This is a genomic window from Mesorhizobium sp. M8A.F.Ca.ET.202.01.1.1 (genome assembly GCF_004791595.1).
In the GTDB taxonomy this organism is placed as follows: Bacteria; Pseudomonadota; Alphaproteobacteria; order Rhizobiales; family Rhizobiaceae; genus Mesorhizobium.
Window position 1 is genome coordinate 154,588 of record NZ_SRUN01000007.1, and the last position, 15,702, is coordinate 170,289.

Annotated in this window: 16 protein-coding genes; 8 read left to right on the forward strand and 8 right to left on the reverse strand. The window is 63.2% G+C overall.

Annotation, left to right across the window (positions count from 1 at the left end; all coding sequences use genetic code 11):
- The first annotated feature begins 272 nt into the window (after positions 1–272).
- From EN845_RS17120 to EN845_RS17130, 3 genes are all read left to right on the forward strand, one after another.
- Entirely contained in the window at positions 273–1,445 is a 1,173-nt protein-coding gene (locus EN845_RS17120; protein ID WP_127872111.1) for an efflux RND transporter periplasmic adaptor subunit, read from the forward strand.
- 79 nt (positions 1,446–1,524) lie between these two features.
- Complete coding sequence (locus tag EN845_RS17125) at positions 1,525–4,695, forward strand: efflux RND transporter permease subunit (protein ID WP_127872110.1); 3,171 nt, start codon at positions 1,525–1,527, stop codon at positions 4,693–4,695.
- Between the two features lie 119 nt (positions 4,696–4,814).
- On the forward strand, positions 4,815–4,973 hold the full coding sequence (locus tag EN845_RS17130; protein WP_127278628.1) for a DUF3309 family protein: 159 nt from the start codon (positions 4,815–4,817) through the stop codon (positions 4,971–4,973).
- Positions 4,974–5,023: 50 nt separating this feature from the next.
- Here the strand turns inward: EN845_RS17130 and EN845_RS17135 are convergent, their stop codons facing one another.
- Positions 5,024–5,983: an SDR family oxidoreductase gene (locus EN845_RS17135; protein WP_127872109.1), complete on the reverse strand. Its 960-nt coding sequence runs from the start codon at positions 5,981–5,983 to the stop codon at positions 5,024–5,026.
- Positions 5,984–6,078: 95 nt separating this feature from the next.
- Here EN845_RS17135 and EN845_RS17140 point away from each other — a divergent pair, with 95 nt between their 5' ends.
- A complete protein-coding gene (locus EN845_RS17140) occupies positions 6,079–6,993 on the forward strand; it encodes a LysR family transcriptional regulator (RefSeq protein ID WP_127872108.1) in 915 nt (304 codons plus the stop codon).
- Here the strand turns inward: EN845_RS17140 and EN845_RS17145 are convergent.
- The 3 genes from EN845_RS17145 to EN845_RS17155 all read right to left on the reverse strand — a co-directional run bounded on the left by EN845_RS17145 (position 6,951) and on the right by EN845_RS17155 (position 9,348).
- Positions 6,951–8,132: an MFS transporter gene (locus tag EN845_RS17145; protein ID WP_127872107.1), complete on the reverse strand. Its 1,182-nt coding sequence runs from the start codon at positions 8,130–8,132 to the stop codon at positions 6,951–6,953. The two genes, EN845_RS17140 and EN845_RS17145, sit on opposite strands and share 43 nt — an antisense overlap.
- Before the next feature lie 98 nt (positions 8,133–8,230).
- Positions 8,231–8,539, reverse strand: coding sequence for a DUF1244 domain-containing protein (locus EN845_RS17150; RefSeq protein ID WP_127278624.1), 309 nt, complete (start codon positions 8,537–8,539; stop codon positions 8,231–8,233).
- Between the two features lie 11 nt (positions 8,540–8,550).
- Entirely contained in the window at positions 8,551–9,348 is a 798-nt protein-coding gene (locus EN845_RS17155) for an N-formylglutamate amidohydrolase (RefSeq protein WP_127872106.1), read from the reverse strand.
- 269 nt (positions 9,349–9,617) lie between these two features.
- Here EN845_RS17155 and EN845_RS17160 point away from each other — a divergent pair, with 269 nt between their 5' ends.
- From EN845_RS17160 to EN845_RS17170, 3 genes are all read left to right on the forward strand, one after another.
- Complete coding sequence (locus tag EN845_RS17160; protein WP_189522881.1) at positions 9,618–10,082, forward strand: DUF1036 domain-containing protein; 465 nt, start codon at positions 9,618–9,620, stop codon at positions 10,080–10,082.
- A complete protein-coding gene (gene pyk, locus EN845_RS17165) occupies positions 10,079–11,512 on the forward strand; it encodes a pyruvate kinase (RefSeq protein ID WP_127872104.1) in 1,434 nt (477 codons plus the stop codon). The genes EN845_RS17160 and pyk overlap by 4 nt, the downstream gene beginning before the upstream one ends.
- Before the next feature lie 217 nt (positions 11,513–11,729).
- Positions 11,730–12,464, forward strand: a complete 735-nt coding sequence (locus EN845_RS17170) for a L,D-transpeptidase (protein WP_127872103.1) — start codon at positions 11,730–11,732, stop codon at positions 12,462–12,464.
- Between the two features lie 33 nt (positions 12,465–12,497).
- On the opposite strand, the gene EN845_RS17175 is transcribed toward EN845_RS17170, so the two are convergent.
- From EN845_RS17175 to ykgO, 4 genes are all read right to left on the reverse strand, one after another.
- Positions 12,498–12,962, reverse strand: a complete 465-nt coding sequence (locus EN845_RS17175) for a hypothetical protein (protein WP_127872102.1) — start codon at positions 12,960–12,962, stop codon at positions 12,498–12,500.
- Positions 12,963–13,004: 42 nt separating this feature from the next.
- Positions 13,005–14,072 carry an alpha/beta hydrolase gene (locus EN845_RS17180; RefSeq protein WP_127872101.1) on the reverse strand — a complete coding sequence of 356 codons (1,068 nt, stop codon included), beginning with the start codon at positions 14,070–14,072 and terminating at the stop codon, positions 13,005–13,007.
- A 106-nt stretch (positions 14,073–14,178) separates the two neighbouring features.
- Positions 14,179–14,787, reverse strand: a complete 609-nt coding sequence (locus tag EN845_RS17185; protein ID WP_127872100.1) for a hypothetical protein — start codon at positions 14,785–14,787, stop codon at positions 14,179–14,181.
- Positions 14,788–14,896: 109 nt separating this feature from the next.
- On the reverse strand, positions 14,897–15,022 hold the full coding sequence (gene ykgO / locus EN845_RS17190) for a type B 50S ribosomal protein L36 (protein WP_006203764.1): 126 nt from the start codon (positions 15,020–15,022) through the stop codon (positions 14,897–14,899).
- A 242-nt stretch (positions 15,023–15,264) separates the two neighbouring features.
- On the opposite strand from ykgO, the gene EN845_RS17195 reads away from it, so the two are divergent.
- Positions 15,265–15,693: a lysozyme inhibitor LprI family protein gene (locus EN845_RS17195; protein WP_127872099.1), complete on the forward strand. Its 429-nt coding sequence runs from the start codon at positions 15,265–15,267 to the stop codon at positions 15,691–15,693.
- Positions 15,694–15,702: the final 9 nt, after the last annotated feature.

A 15,702-nucleotide genomic window follows, 5' to 3' on the forward strand; every position in this document is an offset into this window, starting at 1 on the left:
GCCCGTGGCCTCCGTTTCAGGCCGGATCGTGAGCCGGCGGGCCGCTTCGTCAAGTAGACTGGCAAGTCACGAAGAACCGTTTCATGGCGGCCACAGCTTATGCGGCTACGCAATGCTGCTGCAACTTTCGGACTATATTGCGGTGCAACTTTGATGTAGAAGCGCGCTCGCCGATCACGGCAATTTGAACCCGGTCAGGCGCGCACCCATATCGGCGACGCGCCCGCATCATAAGACGCGGTGCTGGCCGAACCCGCAGTGGAAAAATGACGATGCCTAAAATCAGGTTTCACAAGCTTGCAGCCATTGTTGTGCTCATCGGTTTCGCGGCGTGGATGGCGACAGGCGAGTTCTCATCGGTTGGCAGCGTAGCGGCCAACAAGGCCAAGGCAGCCGAGGTCGAGGGCAAGGCGCCGGACGCGAGCAAGCCGAAGACGGCGGAAGCCGAACCCAAGGCCCCGCTGCGCACCGTCGCGGTGGTGACACCGCCGCGCAAGACCTATGCGCGCGCCATCCGCATTTCCGGGCTGACCGAGGCCGACAAGCGCGCGGTACTGGCAACCCGCGTTGCCGGCGTCATCGACAAGCTGCCTGTCAAGCAAGGCGATCACGTCAAGACCGGCGACCTTGTGCTGATGCTCGCCGCCGAGGAAAAGATCTCGATGGTCGACAATGCCAAGCAGCTCGTGGCGCAGCGCAGGGCCGAGCTCGATGCGGCCGAGCGGCTGGCCAAGACAGGTAATTTGCCGAAGCTGCAGCTCGACACCGCCCGCTCCAATCTAACCCAGGCGCAATCCCAGCTGGACACCGCGCAGGCCGAGCTCGACCGCAACGAAGTGAAGGCTCCGTTTGACGGCGTCATCGACCGGGTGCCGGTGGAACTGGGCAGCTCCGTCATGCAGGGCGGCGAGGTGGCCACCATCCTCAAGCTCGATCCGGTGATCGCGCGCGGCGAGATCAGCGAGCGCGACCTCGGCTATCTCAAGATCGGTGACAAGGCCAGCGTTCGGCTGGTCAGCGGCCAGACCGTCGAAGGCACCGTGCGCTATATCAGCCGCGACGCCTCGTCGGCGACCCGCACCTTCCGCGTCGAGATCGCCATCCCCAATGCCGATGGCTCGGTGCCGGCCGGCATGACGGCGGAAATCCAGCTCAGCGCGTTGCCGACCGACGCCGTGCTTTTGCCGCGCTCGGTGGTGACGCTGGGCGACAAGGGCGATCTCGGCATCCGCGCCGTGGGCAAGGACAACAAGGTGGCGTTCTTCCCGATCGACCTGGTCGACGACACGCCGACCGGTCTCGTGCTTGGCGGCATCCCGGCGGATGCGCGCATCATCGTCGCCGGCCAGGAACTGGTGAAGGAAGGCGATGAGGTTAAGCCCGTCGAGGCCGACCAGGCGACCATCAACAAGCTGATCGGCGATGCCACCGCCGGGACGCAGTAGCGCCGGCGCCGGCGCCGGGCCTTTGCCCGGCGACAGCGTGTCCGTTCGCCACTCCCGAAGCCAACAGCAGGCATAAGTCATGGATATCGTCAGACTAGCAATCAACAATGCCCGCCTGACCATCTCGGTCCTGGTCTTCCTGCTGATTGCAGGCTGGGTCGCCTATCAGTCGACGCCGAAGGAAGCGGAGCCCGACGTTCCGATTCCGATGATGTATGTCAGCCTGATCTATCAAGGCATTTCGCCTGAAGATTCCGAGCGCCTTCTGCTGCGGCCGATGGAAAGCAAGCTGAAGAGCCTGAAAGGCCTCAAGGAGATGCGCTCGGCCGCTTTCCAGGGCGGCGGCTATGTGCTGGTCGAGTTCCAGCCGCAGACCAACCTGGCGACGGCGCTGCAGGATACCCGCTCCAAGGTTCAGGACGGCAAGGCCGACCTGCCGCAGGCGGCCGAGGAGCCCGTCGTCACCGAGGTCAACATTTCCGAATTCCCTGTGCTCGTCGTCACGCTGTCGGGCGAACTGCCCGAGCGCGTGCTGGCGGCCGCGGCGCGCGAACTGCGCGACCGTATCGAGGAAGTGCCCGGCGTCCTCGAAGGCTCGCTGCAAGGCTCCCGCGACGATCTGGTCGAAGTCGTCATCGATCCGATGAAGCTGTCTTCCTACGGCTTGCAACTCGAACAATTGATCGGCGCCGTCGGCGCGTCCAACAGCCTGGTCGCCGCCGGCAACATCGAGGGCTCGCAGGGTAAATACGCCGTCAAGGTGCCGTCGCTGATCGAGACGCCCGAGGATGTGGCGGCACTTCCCGTGGTCGCCGGTCCCAATGCCGTGGTTCAGGCCAAGGACATCGCGACCATCCGCTCGACCTTCGCCGATGCCACGACGATCACGCGCCTCAACGGCAAGCCGGCCATCGCCATCGAGGTCAAGAAGCGCATCGGCGCCAATCTAATCGACACGCTGACCAAGGTCAGGGAGGTGTCCGACACCTTCGTCAAGACCATGCCTGAAGGCATGCATGTGACCTACACGCAGGACAAGTCGGTCTTCGTCAACCAGTTGCTCGGCGATCTGCAGAATCACGTGATGATCGCGGTGATCCTGGTGTTCATCGTCATCCTCTACGCGTTGTCCGGTCGAGCCTCGCTGCTCATTGGCCTCGCCATCCCGTCATCGTTCCTGATCGGCATCCTGCTGCTCGCCATGATGGGCTACACGATCAACATGATCGTGCTGTTCAGCCTGATCCTGGCGGTCGGCATGCTGGTCGATGATGCCATCATCGTCACCGAGTTCGCCGAGCGACGGATGAGCGAGGGCATGCCGAAGCAGGAAGCCTTCGCGCTCGCCGCCAAGCGCATGGCCGGTCCGGTCATCGCGGCAACGATGACCCGCATCGCCGCCTTCTCGCCGCTGCTGTTCTGGCCGGGGATCATTGGCGATTTCATGAAGTACATGCCGATCACGCTGATCGTCACGCTGTCGGCATCGATGCTCTATGCACTGGTCTTCGCGCCGACGCTGGGTGCGATCTTCGCCAAGGCGCCGCAGCATCACGAGGATGGCAATCGCGATGGCTGGTACATGGCTGTCGTCAAGCAGGCGGTGCGCTTCCCCATCACCGTGATGGTGCTCACCGTCGTCTTGCTGGCCGGCATCTTCGTCGGTTATTCGAAGTACGGTGCCGGCGTCGAGTTCTTCCCGAGCGTCGAACCCGATTACGGCCTGCTCTATGTGCATGCCCGCGGCAACCTTTCGCTGGCCGAAATGGATACCGCGACCAAGATCGCCGAAAACCGGCTGCTCGGCTGGCCGGGCGTGAAGTCGGTCTATACACGCGTCGGCAAATCCGACGGCGGTGGCCAGGACGTGCCCGAAGACGTCGTCGGCGTCATCCAGTACGAATTCATCGATTGGCGCGAGCGCAAATCGGCCAACGATATTCTGAACGACCTGCGTGGCGTCATGGCCGGCATTCCCGGCGTCGATGTCGAGGTTCGGGTGCCGGAAGCAGGCCCGCCGACCGGCAAGCCGATCCAGATCAGGCTCTCGGCCATCGATCCCAAGGGGCTCGACGAGAAGGCGCGCGCTGTCGCCGCGCGCATCGCCAAGGTGCCCGGTGTCATCGACATTTCCGATGGCTTGCCGCCGCCTGGCGTCGACTGGGCACTCGATGTCGACCGGGCCAAGGCAGCCCAGTATGGCATCAGCCCGACCTCGGTCGGGACGGTGGTGCAGCTCGTCACCAACGGCCTGAAGCTTTCGGAATACCGGCCCGCCGGCGCCGACAAGGCTGTCGACATCCGCCTGCGCTTGCCGGAGGACCGGCGCACGCTGTCGACGCTCGACGAGCTCAGGGTGCAAACCTCTCAAGGGTCGGTGCCGATCTCGAACTTCGTCGTCCGCAAGGCAAAGCCGAGCGTCGGCATCCTCAACCGTATCGACGGCGCCCGCACCGTGGTGGTGCAAGCCAACGTTGCCGCCGGCGCTCAGGTCGCCGCCGTGCAGCAGGAGGTCACCCAGGCCGTCACCGACATGAATCTTGGCAGCGGCATACGCTGGAAGCTGGCCGGCTCCAACGAGGACAGCGCGGAGGCCAGCGCCTTCCTCAGCAAGGCCTTCGGTGCCGCGATCTTCCTGATCTTCCTGGTGCTGCTGGCGCAGTTCAACAAGTTCACCAGCGTCTGGCTGGTGCTGTCCTGCGTGGTCATGGCGACGATCGGCGTGTTCCTCGGACTGCTGATAACAGGCGAGACGTTCGGCATCGTCATGTCGGGCATCGGCGTCATCGCGCTGGCCGGCGTGGTGGTGAACAACAACATCGTGCTGATCGACACCTATGACCGGCTGCGCGAGGAAGGCTGGGACAAGATGGACGCGGTGCTGCAGACCTGCCGCGAGCGTGCCCGCCCGGTGGTGCTGACGGCGGTGTCGGCCATTCTCGGCGTGCTGCCGATCGCCTTCGGGCTTGGGCTCGAAATCTTCCATCACGAGACGACGATCAACGCGCCGTCGACGCAATGGTGGATTTCGCTGTCCTCGGCGATCGTCTTCGGCCTGTCCTTCGCCACCATCCTGACCCTGGTGGTGACGCCGTCGATGCTGATGGTGTTCACGCGTGCCAAGATCAAGCCCGGCGAGCGGCGCGGTTGGTTCGGCCGCCTGTTCCGGCGTGGCAAGGGCGAGATCTCGTCGGACACGCCGGCAGCAGACGACGTGCCGGCGATCGCCTTCCCGAAAGCTGCGGAGTAGGCAGACTTCCCAATGAACGGCAAAGGCCGCCTGGAACAACCGGGCGGCCTTTTGCATTTTCCCCAAGGGTCAATGCCAAGCATTGTCTTGGAAGCACAACGCAGAGCGGGGAATTTGCCATGCCGATCAGCACCATCCTCATCATCGTCCTGATCCTTGTCCTGATCGGTGCGGTTCCGGCCTGGCCCCACTCGCGCTCCTGGGGATATGGCCCGTCGGGCGTTCTCGGCGTGGTGCTTGTGGTCGTCCTTGTGTTGCTGTTGGTGGGGCGGATCTGAGCGGCCGCTTCGTCCATCGACAGCCGCTGGCGGCTTGGCCGCGACGAGCCTCAGGCAGCTTCCGCGGCGCTATTCACCGTAGCGATCCCGATATCCTCAAGGGCCTCGGCGACCGCTTGATCGAGCGGTGTATGCGGGACCTCGCCGATGATGCTTTCCAGCCGCGTCGAGACCAATTGGTGGGGTTCGAAGCGCAGATAGGACATCGAGACGATCTCACGCCACATCGCCACGAACGGACTGCCGGCGCGCAGCACCCACCAGGGCATCGCCGTCATCTTCAACTGGCGGCCAATGGCTTTCTCGGCGGCGGCTTTGATCTCGAGATCGGTGATGGCGTGGCCTGGAAAATTCAGCGCCTCATAGAAGCCGAGCTTGTCGAGATTGCTGGCCAGCGCGACGAAGCCGACCGCGAAGTCCGGCAGATAGGCCCATTCATGCACAAGGTCGGCCGGACCGGGCGCTGTGTAGATGCCCTTGTTGATCTTGGCGGCAACGACCAGGTCGAACCAGGAGCCGCTGCCGGTACCGCCGAAAAAATCGCCGGCGCGCAGAAGGATGGTGCGCACGCGGCCCGCCTCGGCCTCACGACGGAACAAATCCTCCATGGCGCAGCGAATGCGGCCTTTTTCAGTGGTCGGGTGGAAGGGGGTGTCTTCCGTGATCACCGCCGGCATGGGCGAGCCGTAATTGTAGACCGTGCCGGGGAAGAGATGCACCGTGCCATTCGCATGGCAGGCGGCCATGACATTTTCGGCCATCGGCAGGCACTTGCCCCAGTCGGTGTAGATCGGGTTCAGGCCGTTGAAGATGATGTCGACGCCCTCGGTGGCCCGGATCAGCGATTGACGGTCCAGCGCATCGCCAGCAACCGCGGTGGCGCCTGCGAGCTCTGCCGGCACCTTGCCGGTGCGAGTGACGGTGCGGACGTCGAAGCCGGCGTCGATGAAGGCTTTGGCAACGACGCGGCCGAGCCGGCCATTGGCTCCGAGGATTGCGATCTTGGTCATTTCAGGTCTCCGTTTTGGTGTTTGCAGCTCGAATATGCTTGCCTCATCTGCGAATGAAAATTGACTAGGAATGGGGTTTTGATATTCATAAATGAATGGATGACATCGATTGGAACCTGATCAAGAGTTTCGTCACCGTGGCGGAAACCGGCAGCCTGTCGGCCGCAGCACGCAAGCTCTCGGCCAGCCAACCGACGCTTGGTCGTCACATCGGCGAGCTCGAGCAGGCGCTGGGCGTCACCTTGTTCCGGCGCGGACGACGCGGCTATGAACTGACGGAAGCCGGCAGCACACTGTTCGAACGCGGCAAGGCCGTAAGCGAACAGGCAAGCGCTTTCTCATTACTGGCGCTGGGTTCGGTCGAAGCGATCGAAGGCACGGTGCGGATTGCCGCCAGCGAAGTGGTGGCCGCCTATGTGCTGCCCGGCATGATGGCACGGCTCGGCATCGAGGAACCCGGCATCGAGGTCGAGATCGTTGCCTCGAACCAGGTCGAGAACCTGCTGCGCCGGGATGCCGACATCGCCATTCGCATGGTCAAGCCGGCGCAGAACGAACTGGTGGCACGCAAGGTCTGCGATATCGCGCTCTGCGCCTGCGCGGCCATCTGCTATCTGGAGAGGCACGGGCGCCCGCTGGAGCCTGCCGATCTCGTCGATCACGCGCTGATCGGCTTCGATCGCAGCGACGAGATGATCCGAGCCTTTTCCCAGTATGGCGCCCCGGTCACCCGAAACAGTTTTCGTTTCAGGGCGGACAATCAGGTCGTGCTCTGGGAAGCCGTGCGGGCGGGAAACGGCATTGGCCTTGGCCAGGAGCCGTTGGCAGACCGCGATCCGCTGGTGGAAAAGCTGTTGCCAGGCCTGCCATTGCCTGCCCTGCCGGTATGGCTGGCCATGCATCGCGACGTGCGCGGCAGCGTGCGTATCCGCCGCGTGGCGGATTTTCTCCACGAGGAACTGAAACGCTATTCGGCAGGTGCCGCGTCGGGGGCGAACTCGGCGCGGTGAGCCAATCCGGCCATCAGCAAGACGATGATCAGCAGAATCGACATGGCGATGAAGATCGGGCCGAAGCTGGAATGCTCGGCGACGAAGCCGATCGCCGACGGCGCCACCAGAATGCCGGAATACCCCATGGTGGTGACGACACTCATGCCGGTGCCCGACGACATGCCTTCCTGGTTGCCGCCGGCCGAAAAGATGATCGGCACCATGTTGGCGATGCCGAAGCCGCACAGCGCGAAAGCTGATATGGCGAGCCAGGGCGAGGGTGACAGGCCGGCGATCAGCATGCCGGCGGCCGCGACGATGGCCGAGCCGCGCAGTGTCATCACCGCGCCGAAGCGGTTGCGGACGCCATCGCCGAAAAAGCGCATGATCGCCATGACGCCGGAGAAGGCGGCGTAGGCAAGGCCGGCGACGGCGAGGTCGGCGCCGAGTTCCTGCCGCAGATACAGGGCCGCCCAGTCGAGCACCGCGCCCTCGGAAATCATCGTCAGTAGGGCCATCAGGCCGATCAGGTAGACCAATGGGTTTGCCGGCAAAGCGAATTTATGATGCTCGGTCGCCTGCGGTCTGTTTTCGGCCACGATATGGGGCACCGCCGCCGCGATTGCCGCGAAGGCAAGCGCGGTCACCACCGAAGCATGGGCGAGGTGGCCATAAGTCTGGATGGCAAAGCCGCCAAGGGCGCCGCCGGCGAAACCGCCGAGGCTCCAGAAGCCGTGCGAGGAGGACATGATGGCGCGCCCCAGCCGCCGTTCCACCACCACAGCATTGGCATTCATGGCCACATCCATGCCGCCGATCGAGCCGCCGAAGATGAACATGGCGACGGCCGCCAGCGGCACGTCGGGCGCCAGTGCCACGATCAGAAGGCCGAGGCTGCCGCAGAGACCGAACCAGCGCAGCACGGTGCGCGAGCCATGTTTGGAGATCAGGTGGCCGCACCATGTCATGGCGGTGACCGCGCCGGCGCCGAACAAAAGGATCAGCAGGCCGAGCGTGAATTTCGAGATATCCAGCCGCGTCAGGAACACCGGAATCTGCGGCGCCCAGCTGCCGGTCAGGAAGCCATTGGCGAGGAAAATGGCCGCCACGGCCCAGCGGCCGCGAATGGCAGTCTGCATGGCGTTCGGCGCGTTCATAGGGCGATTCCGGTCAGAAAATGGCTTTGCGCGGCAAATTAGATCGATTCAATTTTCAGTCAAGCGCACTTTCGAGAAAGCATTTGGGCCAAACGGCCTCAGTGATCCTTGGGACGCCGGGCTTCGAATTCGGCCTTCTTGGCGTCCGAAGCTTCTGTCTGGTTGAGCGCTTGCCATTCGGCATAGGGCATGCCGTAGACGATCTCGCGCGACTGATCCTTGCCGAGGTTGACGCCCTTGGCTTCCGCTGCCTCGCGATACCAATTCGACAGGCAGTTGCGGCAGAAGCCGGCGAGGTTCATCAGGTCGATGTTTTGCACGTCGCTGCGTTCGCGCAAATGCCTCACCAGCCGGCGAAAGGCGGCGGCCTCGAAGTCGCGCTTCTGCTCGTCGCTGAGTTCGGTCATCGAAACCTCCGTCATAGCGGCCCGGTGCGCGAGCCGAACATCTTTACCGCATGTATATCGGCACGGCGGTCGATCGCGTCAACGATCGGCGCCAGTCGCTCGGCCCAGGCGAGAATGCCCTGCTGGTCCGCTATCAGGTCCTGGCGGATTTCGAGCAGCGCGTGGGCATATCCATTGACGATGGCATGCTTGAACATGGTGTCGCCGCGCAGAGCGCCGTCATACGGTTCGTTGTCGCCAACGATGAGGTTTTTGTCCTCGGCCAGCATGTCGATCAGCGGCCGCGCCACCCGGTCGTCCTTGTCCCAGAGGATGCCAACATGCCAAGGGCGTTTGATGCCCTGCATGACCGGCGTGAAGGAATGCACCGAAAAGATGAAGGGCGCCTGCCCGGAGGCCTGAACGACCGAAGCGATCATGGCGCCGACGGCGTCGTGGTAGGGCCGGTAGAAGCGGTCGAGACGCCTCTCGCGTTCTTCCGGCGCCATCGGATAGTTTCCCGGCACGATCGTGCCGTCATAAAGCTGGCGAATGAGCGTCGGGTCGTCCTCACCGCGATTGGGATCGATCAAGAGCCGCGAGAAACTGGCGATAAGTGCCGGCACGTCAAGCAAGGTGGCCAGTTCGCGCGTCACCGCTTCGACGCCGATGTCATAAGCGATATGGCGGTCGAATTCGGCCGACGGCAGCCCCAGGCTGCCATACTCCTCGGGCAGGTCGCGGCGGGCATGATCGGCCAGCAGCACGATGCCTCGCTTGCGGTCGCCCTCGACGATGTCGAAGGGCGCGAAAACTGTGGATCGGGTCATTGGCGGAAAATGGTCGTTCGCTGGCTTTCGGGGAGGATGCTATCGTCATTCCACGAAGACGACGCGTGCGCAATGCCGTTGTTTGGCCAAGGTTTCCCGGGAAATCTGGCAAGGGGCGACGGATCGTGCGCCGGGAGCCTTCCTAAATCGATTGGAATTGGACAAAACGGCGCGTTGACATGCGCCCGGACTTTTCCGAAAAGGGGCGCAGAGAGATGCTGATGTGGTTCTTGAGGGGTTTTGGAATGGGTTCCGCCGGCAGGCAGCGCATGCGCTCCGGCCTTGCGATGCCGCTCCTGATCCTGACCGTTGGCGTGTCGGCAATGGTCATGGCCTCGCCGGCGCACGCCGATTTCCGCGTCTGCAACGCCACGCAGAACCTGGTCGGTGTCGGCATCGGCTATCGTGCCAAGGCCGGCTGGATCACCGAGGGCTGGTGGCACATCGAAGGATCGAGCTGCAAGACGTTGATCGAAGGGCCGCTGTCATCAAGGTTTTACTATCTTTATGCAGAAGACGCCGAGCGTGGTGGACGCTGGGACGGCCCGATCAACATGTGCGTGGCTGAAAAAGAGTTCAAGATCGCCGGCGTAAGCGACTGCGTCGCCCGGGGCTTCCAGCGTGCCGGATTCCAGGAATATGACACGGGCGAGCAGGCAAGCTGGATGGTCCAGCTCACCGATGAGCCCGCAACGGGAGGCGCCCCAGCCGCCCCGGGAACGAACAGTCAATGAGACGTAGCCGCAAGGTCAAGATCCTAGCCACCATCGGTCCGGCCTCCTCGTCCGAGGAGATGCTGAAGAAGCTGTTCGAAGCCGGTGCGGATGTCTTCCGCATCAATATGAGCCATACCGATCATGAGCTGATGCGCACGCTGGTCGCACGCATCCGGTCCGTCGAGGAAAAGGTCGGCCGGCCGATCGGCATCCTGGCCGACCTGCAAGGCCCGAAGCTGCGTGTCGGCAAGTTCGCCAACGGCAAGGAAGTGCTGACGCTGGGCCAGACCTTCACGCTCGACGACAATCCCGAGCCCGGCACCTCGACCAGGGTCTACCTGCCGCATCCCGAAATCCTGAGCTCGGTCGAGGCTGGCCATCGCCTCCTGATCGACGACGGCAAGCTCGAGCTGAAGGCGGTGAAGAGCGACGGCAAGTCGATCGTCTGCACCGTCATTGCCGGCACCACGATTTCCGACAAGAAGGGCGTCAGCCTGCCCGACACCGACCTGCCGGTCGGCGCGCTGACCGAGAAGGACCGCAAGGACCTCGACGCGGTGCTGGCGACGGGCGTCGACTGGGTCGCGCTGTCCTTCGTGCAGAGGCCCGAGGATCTGGCCGAAGCGCGCAAGATCGCGCGCGGCCGGGCGCTGATCATGGCCAAGATCGAAAAGCCGCAGGCGGTCGCCCGTCTGGCCGAGATCATCGAACTGTCGGATGCGCTGATGGTCGCCCGCGGCGATCTCGGTGTCGAAATGCCGCTGGAAGCGGTGCCCGGCATCCAGAAGCAGATTACGCGAGCCGCGCGCCGTGCCGGCAAGCCGGTGGTGGTCGCCACGCAGATGCTGGAATCGATGATCACCGCCCCGGTGCCGACCCGCGCCGAGGTCTCCGACGTTTCGATCGCCGTCTTCGAAGGCGCCGACGCCATCATGCTGTCGGCGGAATCGGCGGCAGGTGCCTATCCGGTCGAAGCGGTTGCGATGATGAACCGCATCGCCGCCAAGGTCGAAACCGACCCGACCTATGCCGGCATCATCAACGCGCAGCGCTCCGAGCCGGAAGCGACCGGCGCCGACGCTATTTCGCTGGCCGCCCGCGAAATCGCCGAAACGCTGAAACTATCGGCGATCATCACCTACACGGCATCAGGCACCACCGGCCTGCGCGCCGCGCGCGAGCGCCCGCAAGTGCCGATCATCGCGCTGTCGCCGATCCTCAATACGGCGCGGCGGCTGTCACTTTTGTGGGGCACGCATTGCGTGGTCTCGCCAGACGCCACCGATCTCGACGACATGGTCAACCGCGCCTGCCGTATTGCGCTGGAAGAGGAATTCGGCAAGCCGGGCGACCGCGTCATCATCACCGCCGGCGTGCCGCTCAGGACACCGGGATCGACCAACATGCTGCGCATCGCCTATGTCGGATCGGAAGCAGCCGGACGGTAAGCCCTCCCGAGGGAACACCGCGCGAACCAGGTCACTTTTGGGCGACATGCATTAGCGCAGAGCCCACTGTGGCCGCAGTGCAACAAAAGTCTGGACAATCATCGCCGCCCTTGTCTCGACACAGGGCAGCCGCGATCCACTCTACAAGACGCGGTGAGGCGGCGTTAACAGCCGCTTCGCACCCGCCTGAATTTCCCTTCGCTTGAAAGTATATTGAATGTCATTTGCCGTTTCACGCCGGTCCCTTCTGACCGGGCTTTCGCTTATTGGCGTTTCGACCATCTCCGCCTGTGCCCAACTGCCCAGGCAGTCGATCAGCCTGGCGAGCACGCCTGCTCCGGTTCCGCTCGAACGGGCACCGGAAAAGGCGCCCATCGAAGCTGCCACCCCTGAAACCGTAAGCCCGGCGTCGCCCGACTATGCGGGCATGTACAGCGCGGTCGAAGACGGCGGCCATGCGCTGCCGGCAATCCCGTTCGCCGAGGTCGACGGGCGGTTCCTGAGGCAGATCGTCGACGATCCGACAGGCGAAAAACCCGGCACGATCGTGGTCAATACGACCGACAAGCACCTTTACTGGGTGCTCGAGGACGGCAAGGCCATGCGCTATGGCGTCGGACTGGGACGCCAGGGCTATTCCTGGAAGGGCCGCGCGATCGTCCAGTGGAAACGAAAATGGCCGACCTGGACGCCGCCTTCGGCGATGATCCGCAGGGATCCGAAGCTGGAAAAATGGCGCCAGGGCATGCAGCCCGGCATCAGCAACCCGCTCGGGTCGCGTGCGCTCTACATCTTCAAGGACGGCATCGATACGCTCTACCGGATCCATGGATCGCCGGACTGGAAATCGATCGGCAAATCCGCGTCATCCGGCTGCGTGCGCATGTTCAATCAGGACGTCATGGACCTCTACGATCGGGTTCCCGGCAAGACGCCGCTGCTGGTCATCTAGCGGCTCGCGCCGCCTGCCTAAGACATGATGGCCTCATGCCGTCGCGGCCCTGAGCGCCCTTGCCGCGGCTGCCGCGTGGTTTCTTGCCTGGAGAAACCGGCGCGCGCGAGGAATAGGATCGTACAGATACTGATCCGTGCCTAGCATCTTTCGCCGGTTGAGTTCGATCGTATCGAGCAGATCGAAATCGACCCGCGCGATGGTGCAATGCCATCCGGCGTTGTGCGAAGCCCAGCCTCTCGTATGGTGTTCGAGCAACCGCTCTCGAGCGCAATAGCCGTGGTAGTCGAAAGCGATCACGCCGTTCGTCACATAGATATGGTTGCCGTAAAATCCCTCGCCGGGAATGATACGTTCGCCGTAAAATCCCTCCAGAGGTGGATGCTTGAGAAAGGTGCCGGCGAGAATGGCGCACGCGCCGTGACCGAAGAAGATGCGATCCGGCAGTGCCCATCGCTTTTCGGGATTTTTCTTTATGCCGTGTTTCAGGACATACATGCCGCTCTGTTCCCAATAGCGTCTTGCGATGGCTTCGGATTGTCAGGTCGGGGCGAGCTCGGCCTGTGGTTCCTTGATGTCGGCGCATTTGCCCACGCCATAGGCATCGCCGGCAATCCGGGCTTCCACCGTCGTGGCGATTGCTTCCAGGTCGATAGCCTTGCCGGCAACTTTCTCGATGGCGCCGACGACGAGGTCGGAGGCGATCCAGTCCGGCTTGTGACCAAGATTTTGCACCCAGACCAGCTCGGCGCCTGATATGTCGCGCACCAGGCCGACAGAGTGAATGCGGGCATAGACCACCTTGTCGCGATCGCCGGAGATGACCACGGTCGGCGCCGTTATCACTTTGTAATGCGGTGCCGCGCCAAGCGCATACCGATAGAGCCCGGCGACGTCGGTGGCATTGGCGCGGAAGGCCGACGGCCGCAGCACCAGCGGGATCGCGGCTGAGGCGAGGTAATTTTCCGGCACTTTGTTGGGCGAGAAGACGCAGGTCGTGGCGTCCGCCATCTGCAGCGTTCCCGCAGGATAGCTCAGGGTCTCGGAGAACAGCCGGCCGATCACCGGAATGGTGGTCAGGTCGTAGTACCAGGACGTAGCGCCGCCCGGCCAGGGATGGCTAGCCGGCGCCAGGAAGACGAGGCCGAGCGTCTTGTCGGCATGCTCGCGGCCGAAAGCCGCCGTCACCACGCCGCCGAAGGAATGGCCGACGATGATGGCCTTCTTGATGCCGAGACGGTCCATCAGCGCGGCGATGGTGTTGGCTTGTGCCGACGGATTTTCATTGTTGCCGGGGCCGCGTCCCGACCAGCCGGCTCCCGGCCGGTCGAAAAACAGCATTTCGGCACGGCCTTCGAGCAGCGGCCTGAGCGGCAGCATCTGGTCTTTCAAATTGGCGCTGGCGCCGTGAATGAAGACGATCGGTGGCAGATCCGCACCAGCTGACGCGGGAACGTGGACATAGTGGATGCGGGCACCGCCAATGTCGACGTATGCGCCGACCGGCGGACCGCGGCGCTCAATCAGCCATGAGCCGACTCGAGTGACGCCGACAAGAGCAAAGACGAGTGCGAAAAGGAAGGCGACCGCGGCGTAGATCAAGTTCATGGGGGAATATACGGGGTGGGATGGGATTAGTTCTAGGGGAATAGGGGAATAGGGGAATGGGAAGCAGGTACCACCGCCGATTTAATTGCCTACTCCCTCAAAGGAATCAAATTCCCTCACCGGCAAGCTCTTCCGACAGGGTCGCGACCTGGTTCTGGGCGCTGCGCATCATCGGATAGATGGCCAGCACCTTCTGCCAGGCCTCGAGCGCCGATTGCTTGTGACCGGTCTCCGCCATGATCTGTGCCAGGCCCGACAGCGCGCCGAAATGGCGTGGCTCGAGCTGCAGCGTACGGTCGATATCGGCCATCGACTTGCCGTAGTTCTTCATCATGAAATGCACGGTGGCGCGGCGGTTCCAGCCTTCGGCGTAGCTTGGCTGCAAGGTCACCACCTGGTCCAGGAAATCGAGCGCGACGTCGAACTTCTGATCGTTCATCGCCTTTTGCGACCACTGCATCATAAGGTCGATCGAGGCGCTGCCGGACTGGAACCATTCGTTCCAGATGTTGCCGGCAATGCGCTCGGCGGCCTTTTCGTTGCGCTCGCGCTTCAGGTCGGAGAACAGCTTGTCGAGGCGGGCCTGTTTCGTCATCGGCGGGGCCGGAGTGTCCGGGGCCGCCGGCTGGGCCGCCTGATCGTCCGCTGCCCGCGCCGCTATGGTAACGGCACCGGAAAGAGGGAAAGCGATCAAAAATGCAAAAAGAATCCGCATCGCCCGACTCTAGTCCCGGGCGGCGGAACATCAAAGTGAATTCAGCGTGGGAAGGTCGGCTCGCCGACAAGCATCAATGGGCGGAGGCAAAAAGCCTCCGGCCGAAAACTCAACCCTGGCGCGCCTTGTAGCGCGGGGCGGTCTTGTTGATGATGTAGATACGGCCTTTGCGGCGAACCAGCTGGTTGTCGCGGTGACGCGCCTTCAGCGCCTTGAGCGAATTCTTGATCTTCATGGTCTTGCCTGTCGGTGTGGACCCGGTTCCGGGTCGAAATTTTAAGGCGCGCCAGAAGACGCGCCTTTTGAACGGTGGGTGGCTCATAAACGAGGAGCCTTGCCCATGTCAACCGTAAGTCAACGGCAAGCGTGCTCCGCGTCCTGATATCATCAAATATCCGCCATGTCGGCCCCGTGGCATTGCGCGACCTTGGGCGGGCTGGGATGATGCCGCGACAAGCAAGTGATTTGGGGACAAAGATGCGTCGAATTTTCCTGTCCGCCGTCCTCGCCGTCCTCGCCGTCCTCGCGGCAAGCGCGGCTGCCCGCGCTCAGGAATGCGACCGATCCGACGACAGCCAGCAAATGATGAACATCTGCGCCGGCGAGGATTATCAGGCCGCCGACGCAAGGCTCAACGCAGCCTATCAGGCGCTGATCGGCTCCGATGATGCGGATGGCAAGCGATTGCTCCAGGTGGCGCAGCGCGCCTGGATCAGCTTCCGGGATGCCGAATGCGCGCATTCCACGGCCGCCAGCGCGGGTGGCTCCATCCACGCGATGGAAGTTTCGCAGTGCCTGACCAGGCTGACTAATGATCGCATCAAGCAGCTCGCCGCCTCTGCCAATTGCGAGGAAGGCGATGCAAGCTGCGCCAGCCCGGGCGAGGACAGCGGCGAGGTGCAATAGGCTCGTGTC

Bases quoted from the DNA above. Each gene is read 5' to 3' on its own strand.
- EN845_RS17160 (WP_189522881.1), top strand. From the start codon at position 9,618: ATGCGCTCCGGCCTTGCGATGCCGCTCCTGATCCTGACCGTTGGCGTG.
- EN845_RS17150 (WP_127278624.1), bottom strand. From the start codon at position 8,539: ATGACCGAACTCAGCGACGAGCAGAAGCGCGACTTCGAGGCCGCCGCC.
- EN845_RS17195 (WP_127872099.1), top strand. From the start codon at position 15,265: ATGCGTCGAATTTTCCTGTCCGCCGTCCTCGCCGTCCTCGCCGTCCTC.
- EN845_RS17185 (WP_127872100.1), bottom strand. From the start codon at position 14,787: ATGCGGATTCTTTTTGCATTTTTGATCGCTTTCCCTCTTTCCGGTGCC.
- EN845_RS17125 (WP_127872110.1), top strand. From the start codon at position 1,525: ATGGATATCGTCAGACTAGCAATCAACAATGCCCGCCTGACCATCTCG.
- ykgO (WP_006203764.1), bottom strand. From the start codon at position 15,022: ATGAAGATCAAGAATTCGCTCAAGGCGCTGAAGGCGCGTCACCGCGAC.
- EN845_RS17120 (WP_127872111.1), top strand. From the start codon at position 273: ATGCCTAAAATCAGGTTTCACAAGCTTGCAGCCATTGTTGTGCTCATC.
- pyk (WP_127872104.1), top strand. From the start codon at position 10,079: ATGAGACGTAGCCGCAAGGTCAAGATCCTAGCCACCATCGGTCCGGCC.
- EN845_RS17135 (WP_127872109.1), bottom strand. From the start codon at position 5,983: ATGACCAAGATCGCAATCCTCGGAGCCAATGGCCGGCTCGGCCGCGTC.
- EN845_RS17140 (WP_127872108.1), top strand. From the start codon at position 6,079: ATGGATGACATCGATTGGAACCTGATCAAGAGTTTCGTCACCGTGGCG.
- EN845_RS17130 (WP_127278628.1), top strand. From the start codon at position 4,815: ATGCCGATCAGCACCATCCTCATCATCGTCCTGATCCTTGTCCTGATC.
- EN845_RS17145 (WP_127872107.1), bottom strand. From the start codon at position 8,132: ATGAACGCGCCGAACGCCATGCAGACTGCCATTCGCGGCCGCTGGGCC.
- EN845_RS17175 (WP_127872102.1), bottom strand. From the start codon at position 12,962: ATGTATGTCCTGAAACACGGCATAAAGAAAAATCCCGAAAAGCGATGG.
- EN845_RS17170 (WP_127872103.1), top strand. From the start codon at position 11,730: ATGTCATTTGCCGTTTCACGCCGGTCCCTTCTGACCGGGCTTTCGCTT.
- EN845_RS17180 (WP_127872101.1), bottom strand. From the start codon at position 14,072: ATGAACTTGATCTACGCCGCGGTCGCCTTCCTTTTCGCACTCGTCTTT.
- EN845_RS17155 (WP_127872106.1), bottom strand. From the start codon at position 9,348: ATGACCCGATCCACAGTTTTCGCGCCCTTCGACATCGTCGAGGGCGAC.